Origin of the sequence: Pseudomonas sp. B21-012 (genome assembly GCF_024749305.1) — a bacterium.
Lineage (GTDB): Bacteria > Pseudomonadota > Gammaproteobacteria > Pseudomonadales > Pseudomonadaceae > Aquipseudomonas.
Genome location: NZ_CP087197.1, coordinates 3,044,684 through 3,061,819 on the forward strand (window position 1 = coordinate 3,044,684; position 17,136 = coordinate 3,061,819).

General features: G+C 57.7%; 25 protein-coding genes and 2 pseudogenes. 9 read left to right on the forward strand and 18 right to left on the reverse strand.

Annotated elements, in window-relative coordinates:
* The first annotated feature begins 54 nt into the window (after positions 1 to 54).
* Positions 55 to 336 carry a hypothetical protein gene (locus tag LOY37_RS13810; RefSeq protein WP_258714965.1) on the forward strand — a complete coding sequence of 94 codons (282 nt, stop codon included), beginning with the start codon at positions 55 to 57 and terminating at the stop codon, positions 334 to 336.
* A 10-nt stretch (positions 337 to 346) separates the two neighbouring features.
* Here the strand turns inward: LOY37_RS13810 and LOY37_RS13815 are convergent, their stop codons facing one another.
* The 6 genes from LOY37_RS13815 to LOY37_RS13840 all read right to left on the reverse strand — a co-directional run bounded on the left by LOY37_RS13815 (position 347) and on the right by LOY37_RS13840 (position 4,485).
* Positions 347 to 874 (reverse strand): DUF2867 domain-containing protein, encoded by a 528-nt coding sequence (locus LOY37_RS13815; RefSeq protein WP_093382665.1) that lies wholly within the window; start codon positions 872 to 874, stop codon positions 347 to 349.
* A 12-nt stretch (positions 875 to 886) separates the two neighbouring features.
* Positions 887 to 1,312: a VOC family protein gene (locus tag LOY37_RS13820; RefSeq protein ID WP_093382662.1), complete on the reverse strand. Its 426-nt coding sequence runs from the start codon at positions 1,310 to 1,312 to the stop codon at positions 887 to 889.
* A gap of 26 nt (positions 1,313 to 1,338) precedes the next feature.
* The gene (locus tag LOY37_RS13825; protein WP_093382659.1) at positions 1,339 to 1,650 is read right to left on the reverse strand and encodes a hypothetical protein; all 312 of its coding nucleotides are present in this window, start codon (positions 1,648 to 1,650) and stop codon (positions 1,339 to 1,341) included.
* A gap of 83 nt (positions 1,651 to 1,733) precedes the next feature.
* Positions 1,734 to 2,726, reverse strand: coding sequence for a fimbrial protein (locus LOY37_RS13830; RefSeq protein ID WP_093382656.1), 993 nt, complete (start codon positions 2,724 to 2,726; stop codon positions 1,734 to 1,736).
* 20 nt (positions 2,727 to 2,746) lie between these two features.
* Positions 2,747 to 3,478: a molecular chaperone gene (locus tag LOY37_RS13835; RefSeq protein WP_093382653.1), complete on the reverse strand. Its 732-nt coding sequence runs from the start codon at positions 3,476 to 3,478 to the stop codon at positions 2,747 to 2,749.
* Positions 3,479 to 3,570: 92 nt separating this feature from the next.
* Positions 3,571 to 4,485 carry a LysR family transcriptional regulator gene (locus tag LOY37_RS13840; RefSeq protein WP_258593490.1) on the reverse strand — a complete coding sequence of 305 codons (915 nt, stop codon included), beginning with the start codon at positions 4,483 to 4,485 and terminating at the stop codon, positions 3,571 to 3,573.
* 123 nt (positions 4,486 to 4,608) lie between these two features.
* Between LOY37_RS13840 and lysA the strand changes: the two genes are divergently transcribed.
* Together lysA and LOY37_RS13850 are read left to right on the forward strand one after the other, a co-directional pair.
* On the forward strand, positions 4,609 to 5,841 hold the full coding sequence (gene lysA / locus LOY37_RS13845) for a diaminopimelate decarboxylase (RefSeq protein ID WP_258714966.1): 1,233 nt from the start codon (positions 4,609 to 4,611) through the stop codon (positions 5,839 to 5,841).
* 141 nt (positions 5,842 to 5,982) lie between these two features.
* Positions 5,983 to 6,414, forward strand: a complete 432-nt coding sequence (locus tag LOY37_RS13850) for a hypothetical protein (RefSeq protein ID WP_258714967.1) — start codon at positions 5,983 to 5,985, stop codon at positions 6,412 to 6,414.
* On the opposite strand, the gene LOY37_RS13855 is transcribed toward LOY37_RS13850, so the two are convergent.
* Positions 6,350 to 6,556 (reverse strand): DUF6434 domain-containing protein, encoded by a 207-nt coding sequence (locus LOY37_RS13855; RefSeq protein ID WP_258714968.1) that lies wholly within the window; start codon positions 6,554 to 6,556, stop codon positions 6,350 to 6,352. The two genes, LOY37_RS13850 and LOY37_RS13855, sit on opposite strands and share 65 nt — an antisense overlap.
* 145 nt (positions 6,557 to 6,701) lie before the next feature.
* On the opposite strand from LOY37_RS13855, the gene LOY37_RS13860 reads away from it, so the two are divergent.
* From LOY37_RS13860 to LOY37_RS13875, 4 genes and pseudogenes are all read left to right on the forward strand, one after another.
* On the forward strand, positions 6,702 to 6,935 hold the full coding sequence (locus LOY37_RS13860) for a hypothetical protein (RefSeq protein WP_093382641.1): 234 nt from the start codon (positions 6,702 to 6,704) through the stop codon (positions 6,933 to 6,935).
* A 261-nt stretch (positions 6,936 to 7,196) separates the two neighbouring features.
* Positions 7,197 to 7,931 carry a hypothetical protein gene (locus tag LOY37_RS13865; RefSeq protein ID WP_258717232.1) on the forward strand — a complete coding sequence of 245 codons (735 nt, stop codon included), beginning with the start codon at positions 7,197 to 7,199 and terminating at the stop codon, positions 7,929 to 7,931.
* Positions 7,932 to 7,934: 3 nt separating this feature from the next.
* Positions 7,935 to 8,252, forward strand: a pseudogene (locus LOY37_RS13870) (site-specific integrase); the annotation flags it as partial.
* A gap of 823 nt (positions 8,253 to 9,075) precedes the next feature.
* Positions 9,076 to 9,378, forward strand: a complete 303-nt coding sequence (locus LOY37_RS13875) for a hypothetical protein (RefSeq protein WP_258714969.1) — start codon at positions 9,076 to 9,078, stop codon at positions 9,376 to 9,378.
* A gap of 547 nt (positions 9,379 to 9,925) precedes the next feature.
* Here the strand turns inward: LOY37_RS13875 and LOY37_RS13880 are convergent.
* Positions 9,926 to 10,135 carry a hypothetical protein gene (locus tag LOY37_RS13880; protein WP_258714970.1) on the reverse strand — a complete coding sequence of 70 codons (210 nt, stop codon included), beginning with the start codon at positions 10,133 to 10,135 and terminating at the stop codon, positions 9,926 to 9,928.
* Between the two features lie 145 nt (positions 10,136 to 10,280).
* Here LOY37_RS13880 and LOY37_RS13885 point away from each other — a divergent pair, with 145 nt between their 5' ends.
* Entirely contained in the window at positions 10,281 to 11,405 is a 1,125-nt protein-coding gene (locus tag LOY37_RS13885) for a sensor histidine kinase KdpD (RefSeq protein ID WP_258714971.1), read from the forward strand.
* A 48-nt stretch (positions 11,406 to 11,453) separates the two neighbouring features.
* On the opposite strand, the pseudogene LOY37_RS27400 reads toward LOY37_RS13885, so the two are convergent.
* From LOY37_RS27400 to LOY37_RS13895, 3 genes and pseudogenes are all read right to left on the reverse strand, one after another.
* Positions 11,454 to 11,561, reverse strand: a pseudogene (locus LOY37_RS27400) (lysis protein); the annotation flags it as partial.
* 6 nt (positions 11,562 to 11,567) lie between these two features.
* Positions 11,568 to 12,851, reverse strand: a complete 1,284-nt coding sequence (gene umuC, locus LOY37_RS13890; protein ID WP_258714972.1) for a translesion error-prone DNA polymerase V subunit UmuC — start codon at positions 12,849 to 12,851, stop codon at positions 11,568 to 11,570.
* A complete protein-coding gene (locus tag LOY37_RS13895; protein WP_258714973.1) occupies positions 12,844 to 13,269 on the reverse strand; it encodes a LexA family transcriptional regulator in 426 nt (141 codons plus the stop codon). The genes umuC and LOY37_RS13895 overlap by 8 nt, the downstream gene beginning before the upstream one ends.
* A gap of 98 nt (positions 13,270 to 13,367) precedes the next feature.
* Between LOY37_RS13895 and LOY37_RS13900 the strand changes: the two genes are divergently transcribed.
* Positions 13,368 to 14,060 carry an SOS response-associated peptidase gene (locus tag LOY37_RS13900; protein WP_258714974.1) on the forward strand — a complete coding sequence of 231 codons (693 nt, stop codon included), beginning with the start codon at positions 13,368 to 13,370 and terminating at the stop codon, positions 14,058 to 14,060.
* On the opposite strand, the gene LOY37_RS13905 is transcribed toward LOY37_RS13900, so the two are convergent.
* The 7 genes from LOY37_RS13905 to LOY37_RS13935 all read right to left on the reverse strand — a co-directional run bounded on the left by LOY37_RS13905 (position 14,054) and on the right by LOY37_RS13935 (position 17,136).
* Entirely contained in the window at positions 14,054 to 14,263 is a 210-nt protein-coding gene (locus LOY37_RS13905; RefSeq protein ID WP_258714975.1) for a hypothetical protein, read from the reverse strand. The genes LOY37_RS13900 and LOY37_RS13905 overlap by 7 nt on opposite strands.
* 55 nt (positions 14,264 to 14,318) lie before the next feature.
* Entirely contained in the window at positions 14,319 to 14,984 is a 666-nt protein-coding gene (locus LOY37_RS13910; protein ID WP_258714976.1) for a hypothetical protein, read from the reverse strand.
* A gap of 10 nt (positions 14,985 to 14,994) precedes the next feature.
* On the reverse strand, positions 14,995 to 15,270 hold the full coding sequence (locus tag LOY37_RS13915; RefSeq protein ID WP_408980728.1) for a hypothetical protein: 276 nt from the start codon (positions 15,268 to 15,270) through the stop codon (positions 14,995 to 14,997).
* A 62-nt stretch (positions 15,271 to 15,332) separates the two neighbouring features.
* Complete coding sequence (locus LOY37_RS13920; RefSeq protein WP_258714978.1) at positions 15,333 to 15,695, reverse strand: hypothetical protein; 363 nt, start codon at positions 15,693 to 15,695, stop codon at positions 15,333 to 15,335.
* Positions 15,692 to 16,315, reverse strand: coding sequence for a glycoside hydrolase family 19 protein (locus LOY37_RS13925; protein ID WP_258714979.1), 624 nt, complete (start codon positions 16,313 to 16,315; stop codon positions 15,692 to 15,694). Before LOY37_RS13925 ends, LOY37_RS13920 begins: the two co-directional genes overlap by 4 nt.
* Positions 16,315 to 16,521 (reverse strand): hypothetical protein, encoded by a 207-nt coding sequence (locus tag LOY37_RS13930; protein WP_258714980.1) that lies wholly within the window; start codon positions 16,519 to 16,521, stop codon positions 16,315 to 16,317. Before LOY37_RS13930 ends, LOY37_RS13925 begins: the two co-directional genes overlap by 1 nt.
* 60 nt (positions 16,522 to 16,581) lie before the next feature.
* Positions 16,582 to 17,136 (reverse strand): tail fiber assembly protein, encoded by a 555-nt coding sequence (locus LOY37_RS13935; RefSeq protein WP_258714981.1) that lies wholly within the window; start codon positions 17,134 to 17,136, stop codon positions 16,582 to 16,584.

The window sequence follows — 17,136 nt, forward strand, 5'->3', positions numbered from 1 at the left end:
AGCGGTCCAACCCTTAGAGCCTGTTGTTGAGCAACAGTGCCGAGGAGGATCCCCATGGTCACTCACTTCAAGACCGCCGGCCACCTGGCCTGCGGACACCACGGTAAAAACCTGGTCGCCAGCAGCGAACTCAATCAGGTCAAATGCCGTAGCTGCCGCAACACCGATGCGTTCAAGACCGCACGCAAAGACCAGCGCAATGCCGCCCGACGCGCACGCAGGGCCAGCACCCAGCACGCCGCCAGCGACTGGCGCAGTGCCTGGGTCGAGCGCCTGAGCGCCCTGCCCGGTCGCCAGCGCTTGCCCCGCGGCTTTGCCGATCAGGGTTTTGTCTGAGCGCAAGCGCTTAGCTGGCGTTGACCAGGCGCCTGAGGGCAATGGGTGCGATAAAGCGGTGAAACGGCGCGACCGGCAACATGTACAGGCGGCCGAGACGATTGTGCGTGTGCACCACGGTGGACACCACGATCTCGCGGCGCTTGTCGGCGCCCAGGGGCAGGCGCAGCAACGAGATGTAAACGTCCAGGTGCTTGTCGCGATCGACCAGCAGCACTTCATCCGGGCTATTGCTGACCAGGGTGAAGATACCAATGCGCTCATCGACCCGGTAAGACCCTTCTTCGCGATCAAGGTCGATCCTCGACAAGCGCCCCAGGTCTTTCAGGCCACACAGGCGAACCAGGCGATTGCGCAGCACCATCAGGTTGTCGATCCAGCCCGGCATGCTGCTCATCAACCGCAAGAAATGGCCCAGCGCCGTGCGCTCGGCGTTTGCCACCTGCGCCCGCTGCGCATCGACGAAATCGGCGCCGGCCAGTTGCAGGTGGATGCGTGCATTACCCGGAACCGCACAGGCTTTGATGGGCTTGTTCATCGGCGTGTTTCCTTATGGGCAGGGGCGAAAGCCGAGGTCCTGGAAGAAGCGCAGCAAATAGCCATCCGGGTCCTGAATAAGGAAATTGCGCTGGCCGGCCTCACGCTCATCACTGCGGTACCAATGATCTTCCACCGCCCGCCGCAGCGGGTAACCGCCGGCCTCGAATGCGCCGGCCAGTACCGTGGCATCTTCACAGCGGATCTGCAGGTTCAGGCCTCGGCCAAAAGGCGCCTCAAGCGGGCCGACGCGCCAGGGCGATTCGCTGTGCCAGTCCTGCTCGAGCATGATCTGGCTGTTGCCCAGCGACAGGAAGGCGAACTTGTCCTCGGGGCGTTGGTACTCCAGCGCAAAGCCGCCAACCTCGCAGTAAAACCCAAGGCTGCGCTGCAGGTCGCTGACAATCAGTTCCGGCACCAGTGCGTTCATCTTGAACATCGGCATATCCATAAAGGGAAGAAAAGCTAACCACGGTGCTCGCTGCTGAGCACACGGGCATCCTGGTCGATATAAAAGCGCCAGCGGTTGCGGCATTCAACGAAGGTCACGATGGTTGCCGGTGGCTGGCTCATGGTCTCGGTGAGGGCCAGAAACGTGACCTGGTCACAGGCCGGCTGGCGGGCGATAGCGTATAGCGCCTGGCGCTGGGCGCGGCTGATGCGTTGCACGCCCTCTTCACCCCAGCGTGCGTAGGTATTGGTGTGCAATTGCGGGCTATACACCGGTAGCAACGACGCGTCGATGACCGGCGCCTGCTGCGTGCTGCAGCCGGTCATTAGTGCAAGTGCACTCCAGCTAAGATAGCGAAACACCGCTGCGCCTCCCTGGCAAAGCGCCGAGTCTACAACAGCGCTGCGGCCTACTTGTAGAAAATATCCAGGGTCGCGCCGGCATTGAACTCACCAAAAGTCGGCGTTGCGGTCATCCATTTAAGGCGTGCCAGGAAGTTATGGGTGTTGGTGGTCGAAGTGGTCTTGGGGGTGAGCAAGAACTCTTTCTTGAAAAACAACGCGCGTTGATCGTCTTCGTTGATCAGGCTGATGCCCACCGATTTGTTGTCGGTCGGGACCAGCGTGTCCTGGGCCGTGTTCAACGTCGCGGTCAACGGCTCCAGATATCCGCCCAGGCCATAGGCGGCATTGCAGGTGCGCTGTTCGGTGATGGTGAACGGCACCTCCTTGATCGTTGCTCCGACCTTGGCCCCTGAGGTACGGATCGCACCGAAATTGATGACACTCGGCTGAATGTTGATCGACGACTCGCAAGGCAGGTAGCGAAATTTGTTCAAGCCGTTGACGGTGACGTTGTAGCTCTCGCCGGGCCGCACACCGCCAACCCCGTCGAACTGGAACGCCCGGTAGTTGGCAAGTGAAGTGATCGGTCCTTCCTTGTTATCGCCTGCTGGCGACTTCTTGACGAAGAACAACGAGTAGGTCATGGCTTTGCTTTCTTTTTGCCAGCCGCACGTATCGCCTTTTGGACAGCCGGCCACAGTCCAACCGATGTCCAGCTTTCCACCGGTTAAGGATGAATACAAATAGTCTTTGCCTTGGTAAGTGACGCCGATTTCTATGTCCTTGCCAAGATCGACCCTGTTCGGGTTCATGTAAAAGTAAATATTTTCACTAGGGCTGCCCGCAAAGTCCACCCAACACTCAACCCTGATGGATTGCGTGGGTTGTCGCCAGAGAATGGTGCCGGCAGGCAACGAGTTGGGAATGGCGGTGGTATCGGTAATGGTGGTCGTATCATTGATTAGCGCCGAAGCGCTCTTCTGGCATTTCAACGCATAGCTGTCAGGAATGCTCAGAAAAAACAAAACACCAATAAAAAGTAACTGTCTGCTCAACATGGCAACGCCTTCCGGAGTAATCACAACTGCAGCTCGCTGCGACGCGCATGGGCCAGCCCGGCGTCGCTGATATAGGCGTAGGCCACCTGGTCGACGGGCCGGTCGCAGTCGCTTACGGGCAATGAATAGGTCGAAAACGGCGCAATCATCAGATGATCAATGACCTTGCCGCAGGCGGCGCCTGAATGGTCAAGCAAACCGACTTCGGTCAGGGTCAGGTAATAGGGCGAATCGTTGCGCGCTTCATAGCTGCCGGCTGCGCTTGCAGACCAGCGCAGCTGCTCCACAGCCTCCTTGACCGAGCCAGGCAATCGCGGCCGGTAGAACAGCTTGAGGTTGTGCTGCAGGGCAATCGCCATGGCGTTGCTGTCGGCAGTCTTTTTCGGAATCTGCAGCACTTTCAGCATCAGCAACGACTCGCGGTCATCAGGCAGGCCCTGCCCTTGATAGAGAATGTCGGTCGATGCCTTGCTGTTGGCGGGTATCAGCAACAAGGGTTTCGACACGGCCATGGGCAACTCGCGGCTGTCCTGCTTGTCGCCCCAGCCGAGCTTGACCTGCACCAGCGCCGGCTCATTGCCCTGATTGACGATAATCAGCGGCAACTGCTTCTGCGTGCCCTCGAAAACGAACCGGGTAAAGCCGTCGAAGGTAATGTCGGCCCGTGCGCAGGCGCAGGCCAAGGCCAGGAGGAAACCAATTGAGGCGATAAACCTGCGGGGTACTGGCGAGACGCTGCGTTCGAATTTCATCCGCCGATGATGGCGTGGCCCAGGCCCGGCCTGTATCAGACGATTCTGAAAGGCTGATACTCACGGCAGAGTGGCAGCGCCCTGGCGTCGTGTCAGAAGCCCCTTGCCAATACTGCAGCCATGTCCTGCGCCTGCAGCCTCAGTACCTCGCAAAATCGCTCCACCACGGTTGAGGCCGGCCGATAATCCGGGCGTATCAACATCACCTTATACGGCACAGAAACACTCAGGCGGCGAATCGGCAGCCCACTTTGCGCCGCCTCCAGCCCACTCAACGGGTTGATGATCGCCACCCCCAGGCCTTGCCTGACCATGGCGCACACCGATGCTGCACTGGTGGTCTCGATGATCGTGCGCCGATTGACTGCAATCGCTCTGAAATGCTGGTCCAACTGCTGCCGGTAGGTATCCAGACTTGCCAGGTTGATAAAGTCCACCTCATGAAAATCGCTCAGCGCAAGTTCGGACTTCGCCAGTAACGGATGCTGGTCGGGCAATACGCAGACCATGCTGGCACTGAAAATCAACTCCCCGTAGGCACCTCGCGGAATCTGCTCGACTTCGGTCAGGCCGAGATCGTGTTGCTGGGCGACCAGCGACTCTTCCAGTAACGGCGATTCTTGCGCCGTGATGCTCACGCTGACGCCGCGGTGCTGCTGGTGGAATCGCTGGCAGGCCTTGGGCAGCAAGGTCTGGGAGAACAGCGGCAGGCAGGTGATGGCCAATCGGCCCTGCTCGAAGTTGCGTATGGCCTGAGCAAAGCGATCGATACGCTCAAGCCCGACATAGGCACGCTCGACCTCCTCTATCAGCAGCAGCGCCTGGGCCGTCGCCACCAGGCGCCCACCTTCACGCTCGAACAGGCGCAAACCGCTAAGGTGCTCCAGGCGCGCCAGTTCCCGGCTGACGGTCGGCTGCGAGGTAAACAGCAGGCGAGCCGCACCGGTAACGCTGCCCGCGTTCATGATGGCGCGAAATACTTCGATATGGCGAACGGTCAGCTTCACGACAACACTCAACGGGAGGTGATTGACATATCAGATATGAATAGCCTTGAGAAAACTAGCTATTTTTCTGGATCACCTGAATGACTCATCCTCGGGGCTTCCCTGCCTATGAGTAACGCCATCATGACCGCTCCCTTAACATTACTGGCCGACGCCGTGCGCCGCCACGGTTCGCCGCTGTGGATCTACGATGCCAACACCATCGGTGAGCGGATCGAGCAACTGCAAGGCTTCGACACGGTCCGCTACGCGCAGAAAGCCAATCCGAACCTGCATATTCTGCGCCTGATGCGCGAGCGCGGCCTGGTGCTCGACGCCGTATCGCTGGGTGAAATGGAACGGGCCTTCGCGGCGGGTGCGTCGGTGGCGGGAGATCCTGCCGGGGTGGTACTGACCTGCGACGTGCTGGATCAGCCCACCCTGGCGCGGGTCATCGAATCGAAGATCGAAGTGAATGCCGGCTCGATCGACATGCTTCGCCAACTGGGCCAGCACTCCCCCGGGCACCGCGTGTGGATCCGGATCAACCCGGGGTTCGGCCACGGTCACAGTCGCAAGACCAACACTGGCGGTGAGCACAGCAAGCACGGCATCTGGCACGCGCAATTGCTCGAAGCGCTCGACTGCGTGAGGTCCCATGGCCTGCACCTGGTAGGCGTGCACATGCATATCGGCTCGGGCGTGGACTACCAGCATCTGCAGCAGGTTGCCCGCTCGATGGTCGATCTGGTTGGCCGGCTGGGTATGGACATCGAAGCCTTTTCGATCGGTGGAGGGCTGTCCACGCCCTACCAACGCGGCGACAAGCCGGTCGACCTTGAGTGTTACGCCCGCACCTGGGCAGCGGCCCGGCTGGAGATTGAGGCAATACTCGGTCATGGGGTGCGCATGGAAATCGAGCCAGGGCGGTTTCTGGTGGCGCAAGCAGGCTGCCTGGTGACCGAAGTCCGTGCAGTGAAACAGGTGGGCCGTAATCTCTTCATCCTGGTCGATGCCGGCTTCAACGACTTGATGCGCCCGGCGCTGTACGGCGCCTATCACCGCATGACCCTGCTCGACGCCCAGGGGATGCCGGTAGATCGCCCGCTGCAGCCCAGCCTGGTGGCCGGGCCGCTGTGCGAGTCAGGTGATGTGTTTACCCAGGACGAACTGGCGCTGGCCCCTCAGCACCTGCCACAGGCTCAAGTCGGTGATCTTCTGGTGATCCACGACACAGGCGCCTACGGTGCATCCATGTCTTCGAATTACAACAGCCGCCCGTTGCTACCTGAGTTGCTGATCGAAGACGGTGCTTTGCGGATGATCAGGCGCCGACAGACCATACAGGAGCTCATGGCACTGGAAATGGAGGTGTAGTTTCCCCTTCGCCAGCGTCCCGCCCTTTTGGAAATGACCTGTGAAGGCCGTTATGATGAGGCGCTTCGTCATGCGTAAACGCAGGGACGCGAAAATACGGATAGCACGGCTAAGCCGGGCACTTGAAGATGGGTATACGGCATGACTGACCGGGAATTACTGGAACTGGCAGCCCAGGCTGCCGGCTATGAACTCATCGAATGGACGGATGCATGGCAAGGCCATACGGGGCACCCGAGGGACGGCGAAGCGGGTTTTCTGCTGCGCGTCGACGCACGGCACATGCTGTGGAACCCGCTACTGGATGATGGCGACGCCCTGCGCCTGGCGGTGCAGCTGGGTATTCACATCGATTGCGCATTTCTCTGCGCGATGCCCAGAGACCTTTACGGAAAGAACCCGGACGACTGGACTGAAGGCTCGGATATCGACTCGGACGACGAGTGTGAGTTGATGCGCCGCGCCATTGTCCATACCGTGGCCCGTATCGGCAAACGCCAGCATCAGATCAACGGTGAGTCCGCATCCACTCATCCGCCACGTCGCCCATCGTCAGGGGTTCTGCCGTTTTAACCCAGGCCATGAAGGCCCGATCGAACTTGAATGCTGCCCCACACTGGCCAATCAGAAACCGCCGGACCTCCTGGGTATTGCGATAATTCTTGTCCAGCGGCGTGCTGCGGGTAATCGGCCCTGCGTGCCAGTCGAAGCTCATTTCCTGTTCCCTGGATGGTATGGTTCGCCCAAAGCCTAGCACTGCCCAGGCCACAAAACACCAGCAGGGTGACCCGCACCGTTCAAGGCAGTGGATAGATCTGCTAGTACCCGCTACCTTGAGGCTTCACGCAAGGAGTTCGAACATGGCCGATAAATATGTTGGAAAGCTCATGGGTGTTGGCACGGACAACGTGCAGTACGTGATCAACATTTATCAGGACGAGACCGTTGAACGCTCATCTCACGGCATGGTTCGCCATGAGGGCCGCAAGCATTTCGAGATGCAATTCGGCGGTGAGGTGAAGAAGATTTCCGAGACGGAGTACGAGATTGTGGCCACGGGCATCAGGGTCACTGTGCGCGGTGACCAACGCTAGCCTCACCCTTTGCCTTTATTCCTGTTCCTGGCCCCGCCCTGGCGTGCTTTGAATTTCGGATTTATCCCGCCAGATCGATTCGCCCGAATCGCCTTCACCTGATACGCATCGAAGCCGATGTCTTGCCCCCTGCATGCGCGCCAGCATTGACACTGTTACGGCAGGTTGATGTTAATATTCGGCGCGGCCACGCCGCACTGCGCAACAGGAGCAGCATGCATACCTTGTAGGTATGCTGATTTTTGATAAGGACTATTTCTCATGCGTTTTCAACGTTCGGGCATCGCCGCCCTTCTCGCCACGTTAACCTGCACGGCTGTTCTGGCCGCAGATGACATTTCCGGCGTCGCCCTTGGATCCTCGTTGGCTGTCGCCAAAGAAGCCATTGCAGAGGCAAACCCAAACTTCAAGCTTTCGCCATTGATGCTGCGTGACGGCAAGGAAGCCGGCGTTACAGCAGTTACAGCAGACCGACTCAAAGGAACCGGCCTCAGCAATGCGGGGGGGCCTTCTGACGAGTTTGCAGCGCTTCAGAATGATGCTGGGAAAGTCTGGTTCATTGCGCGTGTTCAACGCTTCGAAGACGGGTCGCGCATCAAGACAGAGGCACTTAAAGCTGCCTTGACTGAAAAGTTCGGTAAACCGTCGAACATTACCCAGATGATGTCGCTCGGCCTTGTCTGGCAGTACGACCGCGACGGGAAACAGTACTTTGGCCCCAGCTCAGAGGGTCCATGCAAGGGCGTGCGCAGCGCCAGCAGCAACATTCCCGGTGTGTCGTTTCCGGCGCCGCAATCGTTTAGCCCGACCTGCGGGAAAATCATCCAGGTTGGCGCTTCGGAACAACCAGACGAAATGGTGCCTCACTACACAGTGTCCATCATCGACGTCAAATCGATGTTTGACGAGCTGGCTGCGCGTGATGCTAACGCCGAAGCCGATCGAAGCAAGAAACTGTCTGATGAGCAAGCGAAGAACGTAAAACCGAAAATCTGACAGGAGCCGCTGTACATCTTTGCGCCGTCAAAAAACGCAGAATGTGTGCAGCAAACCTCCGATCTGCATCACCCATGGCGGCCAATCCTCAAGGAATTGGGGATCGGCTACCGGCGGCCATACAACTGCCGTCACACCTATGCGACAATATGCTTAATGTCTGGCCTCAACCCCGCATTTATCGCCCAACAGCTCGGGCATAGCGTGCAGATGCTCTTATCGACGTATGCACGCTGGATAAACTCGTCCAATGACTGGCAGGCGCTGGAAAAGCTCCAGATTGGTCCGAAATGGGTCCGCAGCTGCGAAGACGTCACATAAGCTATTGATAGGTAAGCCCTTTGATCTCCACCGCTAACATCACCATGCAGTCCTGCATGGGTGTTAGCGGGTGCCAATGCGTTGATTTCATTGGGCGAAATCCCCCATCAGCACCCACCCAAGCGCACCCATTGGTATCAAAATTGGTATCAGCATCACCCCTCCTCTGGCGTTCTTGCGCAGCCCTGCAACTGCCCACGTCGGCACCCCGTCATCTGGCGCGTGGCAAGGCACCTGAACCGGCACTTCGACGCGCACGAGGCGGGCCTCCGGTTGAGCCTGCGCAACACAGCCGCCCAGAGCCAGCAAGATCAGCAGTCCGCACCTACGAAAAGCGCCAGTAAATACGGGGCTGCGGTTCGGACAAGGCCATTCCCGCCCCCACAAGAAGTGTCGTAGACCAGGGGCTATAGACTAAGCTCCTTCGTGCGAATTTGGTTGCCAGCCCGCAAGAGAAAAATAGCGGCCCTTACTATTACCACAGTGCATCTCTTATAAAAAATAGAAGCTCATAAAAAATATCGTCACCCTTAAATCTATCGAGAAACACAGGCGATTTCGCTCGCCACACTATCCCCATTAAAGCAGAAATTAAAATTTCTCCCTTTTAGCGAACAAGAAATAAATTGTAACAAAGACCTCTTGAAATACTCTAAACACCAAGAAACCAACATTTATTGACGAAGAATGAGAAGCCTTGCCTTCTATAGCTGGATGGAAACCCAGTTCATTAAAACCCCACCCAATGGTAACGTATGCTTTCGCATTGCTCAGAACAAGAAGTAGCACGAGCAAACTTGTTGGTTGAATAAAGGATTAACGAATGACTATCGAGCGAGAGATTTTCTCGGCCCTTATCGCGCAGAACGCATTACAAGGTGAAAAGCCAAGCGTACAAAGCTACGCCCAGCTAGCCGTCGACAAGGGGTTTAGAGCGCTTTCGTCAAAGCAACAGGCAGTGGTAAGCCCCTTCCTGCAAAAAAAATGCGAGGGGACGAAAAAACCAAATGAAAAACATAACAACTGCCAAAATACTATAGGCGGTCGTGAATTGGTTACAGCCCTTGAGAGGTCAGAGCTTTATAAAGGATGGCGCTGCGGGAGCTGCCGAGACGCATCTGAATAATAATACAGCGACCCCAAGAGAGTAGTAACCTAAAAACCTATAAGAACAACCAGGAAAACCACTATTACTCTCGCCACTCCTGAGCGATATTGCAGCAGGCCACCACAGGCCTGCTCGCAGCTCTTTTCGATAGCCCCATCAAATCGCCGCCCACTCGTCACGCACTTGAGCGCTTCGGAAAAATTCTGTACGACGCTGCCAAATCCTTCTGCGTGTCTAATTTTTAAAGGAGAAAATAGTGCCTATATATCAAATAGCACTGCTGGTCGTTTTCGGTATTGCCACACTCTGGTGGGGTTACCGATTGGATAAGAGGAACCGTCAAAAAGAGCTGGCCGCAAAAAGACAAAGCGAAACCCGAGCTTCCTAGGGTCGCTGGCAAACTCCCTGATATACGTCTGCGCCGCCCTCAAGGCTGCTTTGTCGACGATGAGGTCTCTGCGTAAATCGAGAACAGCTTGTCCAGTTTCTCGACTGAGTTCGAAGGTTCCTGTATCACCCACGCTGCCCTGCCACCTGGGGTGCAATGCCGCCGCAGGGTTAGCGCTTAGTGCAGCGTGCGTGCAGGTCCGCCAAGCGACCGCAGCTGATACTCAGTGACAGCCTGGTAGAGTGATTCGGCCTCGAGGCGCAGGCGCTCGACTTCCTCTGCTGTCTGACCAGCGTCCTGGGCTGCGTGGTAGCGTCGCTGCGCATCGATAGCCTGCCTAATAAGCGGCTCGCCGGCCTCCACAACACCTGCCAAGGTCTTCTTCACGCTACTGCTCCCTCTGCATGTAAAAAAGCGCATTGTGGCCGCTTGAGACGAAATGACGAACGGTGCGCTCCGCTCAACACACTGCCCGCCCGCCTCCCGTTAGGCTGATAATATTAGTAGAAAGCAGACGCACGCTGAGACAGACATGCAATTGTCAGATTTCATCATCGCCAACATGGAGGAAATTCTCAAAGCGTGGGAAGAATTCGCCAGGTCGGTGGATACCCAGATGCCTCATCTGGACGATCGAGGCCTCAGAAACCATGCCGAGTACATTTTGAAAACGGTAGTACTCGACATGCGTAGCTCCCAATCCCAGCAGCAGCAGATCGCCAAGTCCCAAGGTCACGGGCCTATCAGCGTAGATGAGACAGCTGCGCAAACCCATGCAATAACCCGCTTGATGGCTGGTTTCACTTTAGATCAAATGGTTTCGGAGTATCGCGCCCTTAGATCGAGTGTTCTGCGATTATGGTTGGCCCAGAAGTACACTGGGGAAGCCCAGGACGTCGAAGACATGGTTCGTTTCAACGAAGCAATCGACCAAGCATTGGTCGAGTCGATCGGGTCCTATGGAAAAGCGGTAGAGACAAATAGAAAAATGGTCTTGGGTGTACTGGGTCATGACCTCCGAACACCTCTGAGCGCAGTGACTATGGGGGCTGATCTATTACGCAGATCGAAAAAAATCCCTGACCGGGAAAAGACAATCGCTGCCCAGATTGCTATTAGTGTTCGCAACGCCAATCAGCTGGTCAGCGACCTCCTTGATCTTGCTCGTTGCAACCTAGGGGTGGGACTGCCGATTAAGCGAGAAGTCACTGACTTGCATCCCATATGCCAATCCATCGTAAATGAACTCCGGGCAGGTCATCCCCAAGCGCAGCTAATATTCAACGACATTGAGAGAGTCGTTGGTCAGTTCGATCCAGCGCGTATTGCGCAGGTCTTCTCTAACTTGATCGGCAATGCCGTACGTCATGGGGACTTAAAACAACCAATTAAAATAACTTTAAAAGCTAATGAAAATTCAGCTTTCTTTGATGTTTTAAATTTCGGCGAACCTATTCCCCCCGACGCGATACCCATTCTTTTCAGCCCCGAAGGACGTTGTTCGAGATACTCAAACGACAATCGGGGTGAAACTGTTGGCCTGGGCCTAGGATTATTTATCGCTGCGGAGATTGTTGCGGGGCACGACGGACAAATAGAAGTAGGGTCGACGCTTGAGCAAGGTACAGTTTTCCGCGTGTCGTTACCTATTCTCTAAAGGGTTTATTGATTGCACGTAATCCTGACAGGCCTTCAGGGCAACCGATCATTGGTCGCCGGCATCTGTAATGGCAACAATTCGTTGAGCCGCTGCTGGGTCAAGTTCACCTCGCGCGACTCCGTAAACCAAGCCGGTGGTGAAAGTGGCTGGAATTGCACCTCAACTGCACGATACTTTCCATAGTTGATCGAGCCTTGTGGTGTAACTGGCGCTCATCATGTCCCGGCGCATCCCCCAATCGGGGTTCACTGGTACGCTCGCCGCCCTCAGTGTTCCCCTGCCCCATCGCTCATTGATCTGGTCGAGCACCGCCATCACCCTGGTCGCCTCGGCCGGCTGCGCCGCCGCGAACAAGTCGTCGGTGTACTCACCGCGCTGGCAGAGATTCAGGAGCATCACCTCGGCCTTGCTGTAGTTGAAGCCTGGTCGGAACACTCGATCAAGCGCGTCGACCGCAGCCTTTGTGAGCAGTCGCACGTCATCGGTGGGATATGGCAAATCGACGACCACGCCATTGGCGTACTTGGCCTCATCGGGATTGAACATACCGGTGCGGATGCTGACGCGCAGCTTCTTGCAGACAGAACCCTGGGCCCGCAGCTTTTCCGACGCCCGCATCATGTAGGTGGCTACCGCTTCCTTAATCGGGGGTAGTTCCTTGAGCCGCTTGCCAAACATCCGGCTACAGCAGATCTCCTGCTTCGGCGGGTTCGGCTCATCCAGTTCCAGGCAGGGCGTGCCGGCCAGCTCCCGGGCGGTCTTCTCGACCACCACGCTGAACTTCTTCCGAAGCGTCCAGGGGTCAGCTCTGGCCAGGTCCATTGCCGTCTTGATGCCCATGCCTTCAAAGTGCGCGCTCATGCGCCGGCCAACGCCCCACACCTCGGATACCGCAGTGTTGCGCAGCACCCAGTCGCGCTTGAAAGGGTCGCAGATGTTTACCACGCCGCCAGTCTGCGCCTGCAGTCGCTTCGCGGTATGGTTCGCCAGCTTGGCCAGGGTCTTGGTACCGGCTATGCCGACGCCGACCGGGATGCCTGTACAGCGCAGCACCTGCCCCCGAATTCGGCGCCCCAGCGCGTCCAAGCCGGTTATGCCGGTTATGCCGGTCAGATCGGCGAAGGCTTCGTCGATGCTGTAGACCTCGACGCCGGGGACCATGGATTCAATCAGGCTCATTACCCGCTCGCTCATGTCGCCGTAAAGGGCGTAGTTTGAGGAGAACGCCACAATGCCGTGCTGCTTCAGCTTCTGCTTGATCTGGAAATACGGTTCGCCCATTTTCACAAATGGCTTGGCGTCGTAGCTTCGAGCGATGACGCAACCATCGTTGTTCGACAGCACCACAATCGGCACCTTGGCCAGGTCCGGGCGGAAGACCCGCTCGCAGGATGCGTAAAACGAGTTGCAATCGATCAGCGCGAAGACCGGTGGGTTAGACATGGCTGCGCACGCTGCTGGTGACCACACCCCAAATCGACAGCTCATCGCCCTCCAGCACGTAACGCGGCGGGTACTTCGGGTTCTCGGACAGCAGGATCACGTCCTTGCCGCGGATGCACAGCCGCTTGCATACGGGGTCGTTGTTCAGCAGCGCTACGACGATGTGGCCGTGAGCCGGCTCCAGCGAGCGGTCGACGATCGCCAGATCACCCTCGAAGATCCCGGCCCCCTGCATGCTCTCGCCGGTGATCGACACCAGATAGACGTGCGGAGCCCTGATGTTCAATACCTCATCCAGGGAGATGTGCGCCTCGATATGGTCTGCCGCCGGCGAGGGAAATCCGGCAGGAACCTGAGAGGAGCACAACGGGAGTTCCAGGCCGCCTTCAGCAATGGGGCCTATGATTGAGTAGCTCATGACGCACGACTTCCGATACTGTACGAATATACAGTTAACTTTCAGAAAGCCTTGCGGTCAATTTCTACGTGAGAATTTTCTGACAGGCGGGAATCTCGATGTGCGGAAGATTGAGCCAGTACCACGGCATCCACGACTTCGTCGACGCCCTGAGCATGCCCTACCCGCTTGCCAACAGTGTCGGTGATCATCCGCTTGAGCGGTTCAACGTCGCCCCAACCACTAGGGTCGCTCTGCTACGAATTCAGGATGAAGTGTTGCATGCGGACCTGGTGCGCTGGGGTTGGCGGCCGCACTGGGCCAAGGACCGCGCCGCGCCGATCAATGCCCGGGTCGAGAAGGTGGCCCACGGCCCCTTTTTCCGCGCGATCTGGCCGCATCGAGCCATTGTGCCGATCGACAACTGGTTCGAGTGGGTCGATGAGGGCGGGCCGAAAAAGCAGCCCTACCTGATCCGGCGTAGAGATGGCCGCCCGTCCTTTTGCGCCAGCATTGGACAGTTCAGCCAAAGTACCGGACAACCTGGCGAAGAGACGAACGAGCATGACGGGTTCGTCATCATCACTGCCGACAGCGCGGGCGGCATGGTCGATGTGCACGATCGGCGGCCGGTAGTCCTGGCGCCGGAGCTTGCTCCGGAGTGGCTCGACCCGGCAACGCCGAAAGAGCAAGCGGAGCAAATGGCTCTGAACCTGGGCGAGCCGCCAGATATGTTCGAATGGTTTCGAGTAAGCACAGCAGTTGGGAATGTACGCCACCAGGGGCCCGAACTGATCAGGCCTGTTCAGTGACGTGTCGCGCCTTCGCCGCCCAATGCGCGCAACTGATACTCGGTGACAGCTTGATAGAGTGATTCGGCCTCCAGGTGCAGGCGTTCGATTTCTGCCGCTGGCCCACCGGCGTCCTGGGCAGCTTGGTACCGCCGCTGCGCATCGATGGCCTGCTGAATCAGCGGCTCGCCAGCCTCAATCACTCCCGTCAGGGTTTTCTTCACTCTACTGTTCCACCTTTTGGGTCTGCGCCTATACGGACCTGAGCAGGGTAAGAATTTATAACTTCTCACCAAGAGTAGCCCTTATAGCGTCACTAACCGCGCTGAAATATCCGTACGTAATTTCAAGTCTGCCTGAGTTAACATAACTATCCCGCTTTTGATTATCGCTTATCCTGTACCCTAGATCACCTACTAGCTGATCTAGTTGATCAATACTCGACCTAGGCGTTTTCCCATTCTTCATATCCTGATCAATTTTTGAAGGATACTCATCAAACCGATTCGAGTAATCTTTATAAATAGAAAAAAGCACCGGCCGGACACTTGCGACCCGAGCATGAATTTCCGTATTTTTTTCACTGCTCAAATCGGTAAATTTAAATTTAGCAAGCACTGTATGCAAACATGCATCAACTTCGACTGCTGGACGATTACCAATGCTGGGTTTTTCATCTTTAAGGAAAACTTCCGGTACACCACTGCACTCAGATGCTATACGCACAAACTGCTGGTACTCCCAGCCATTAACCTTGTAAAGAATATCCTTTGCTTTCACACTCAGTGACTCGTACTCAGCCTCCTTTCGAGCCAATGACTCTTCAAGCTGAGCACTCTTATACAGAGGTATCACAGTGTAATAAATTGTAAGCAGGGTCGTGATAAACAGCCCAACTTGGACAAGCTGCGAAATCCTAGAGAGATAAATATCAATTTTTTGCATCACAACTACTCTATTGGCAACTATTTATCGAAGCTAGCAATTGTGTCTCATAACCAACTCGCTGTCGACGCTCCGCCAACAGTGCGCGCACCTTTACCTCCAGGCTGTCCGACTTATGCAGGCCTGCAGCCGCCCACGCCGGCGCCGCGACATCTGGCGTGCGGCAAGGCACCTGAACCGGCACTTCGACGCGCACGAAGCGGGCCTCCGGTTGTGGCTGCCCAACACAGCCGCCCAAGGCCAGCAAGATCAGCAGTCCGCGCCTACGAAAAAAGCCAGTAAACAGGGGAGCTGAGGTTCGCACAAGGCCATTTCCGCCCCCACAGAGGGTGTCGTGGATCAGCAGGCTCATAGACCAAGCTCCTTATCGATAATCGAGGTCGCGGCAGCGCACTGGTCGCCGCCGGTGCGCTCCTGCTGCAGCCGGATCGCCGCGGCGTAGTCGAGATCGGCACTGGCCTTGGCTTCGCTCACGGCCTGCTCAGCAGCGGACTCCCGAGCACTCGCCGCCAGCACCAGGTCTCCCAGGGCCTTGCCCTGCTCCTGCGCCAGCCCAGCAAGGTTGTCGAGGCCAGTCTTGCACTGAGTTGCTTGATCCTGCTCCGCATCGAGCAGCGGACGGAAGTGACTGGTGGTTGCCCAGGTGCCGACTGCAATACCCAACAGGATCAGCAGGCCGGCGCCGGCAACCCGCAGCGCCCAGGCGCTCACGCCAGCACCTTCAGCGCGCGGTCATACAGCGCTTTCCGCTCAGCGGCGCCATGCGGCACCCGGCCGGGCTTGCCGGTGTTGATCACGCTGCCGATATCCTGGAAGCGGCCGGCGTCGGCCAGCTCATTCAGGCCGTGGGTCGACCACCACCAGGCGGCGGACATGGCGGCGTGCTCAGGCTGCTCGAGCAGCTCGGGGTTGTCCTCCAGCGGCAGGGCCAAGCCGGCGCCGGCAGCGACATAGTTCGACCGGCCCGTGAGCTGGATCAGGCCACGCCCACGGTACCGCCAGCCGTCCCCGGGGCGAGTGTTGCCCATGCGACCGCTGTAGACGTTGTTGGCGATCTTCTCCGGCTGCCGCGCACAGGCGGCCGCTGAGGCCGCGGTAAAGCGGCTGGGCCAAGTGCGCACCAGCGCCTCGGCGCTGTAGTTCAGGTTCTCCACCAGGTTGCGCAGCTGGCCCGACTCATGGCCGACCTGAGCCAGAAACGCCGCAACGCGCACCGGGCTGTCGATCTTGTAGCGCGCCATGGCCCGGTTCAGCGCAGGCAAAAAAATGCCCGCGACTGGGCGGGCGTTCGGGAGGATCTGCAGCAACTGCTGCTCGGTCAACGGGGGCATCAGGCGCCTCCTTCGCTATCGGCTGCCTCGGCGGCTACCGTGACCGTGGAGCTGTAGCGCTGAAGCACCTTGGCTGTACGGACAACTGCCGTTGGCTGAGCCGCCAGCAGTTCGCGCGCGGCTTGGTCCGCAGCTTCCTCAGTCGCGTGCTCAACCTGATTGGCTGGATCGAAATGGTTACTGGTGTTGATGACGATGAAAGGCATGTGTTTCTCCAGGCAAAAATAAACCCGCTCGATGGCGGGTGCGATGGGGACAGCTTGATGTCAGGCGGGCTGCTGAGGCCAATCGATGGAAGTTGGATAACTCTCTTGGTCGTGAACGCGGCTCAGCGCTATGCGGTACTTCTTCCAGGCCTTGAGCGCTGCCGCCTCCTCCTCTGTCGCCTCCTCCAGATCTACCGCATCCTGCAGTGGGGCAATGTGATAGTCGGCAATCTCTCGCAGCCGTGCCTGGGCTTGCTGGGCCAGGAGCAGCGGGTCGCTAGGCTCGGGCTTTGCAGGGGGCGGCGGTTGAATCGCAGGCAGAGCCTCGACCGCGACATGCAGAGTGATGCTGTGCTGCAGATCCGCAGGCTGCCCGCCCACCATTGCAGTCACGGCCAGGACATCGTCATCAAATGCGATCGCAATCGACGCATCCCTGTCGACAGTGTTGAGGGCATAGCCCCAGCCTTCAGGTGCAGGGACCAAACCCTGCGTTCCGTGCACCAGGTAATGGCCAGGGCCAGCGTGCTCGCAGGTGATTTCAGCCTTGCCCAATGAGGCGATATCGATAATTTCCCCGGTACTGCCAAGGATGTTGATTGCCGCTCTGCTCAT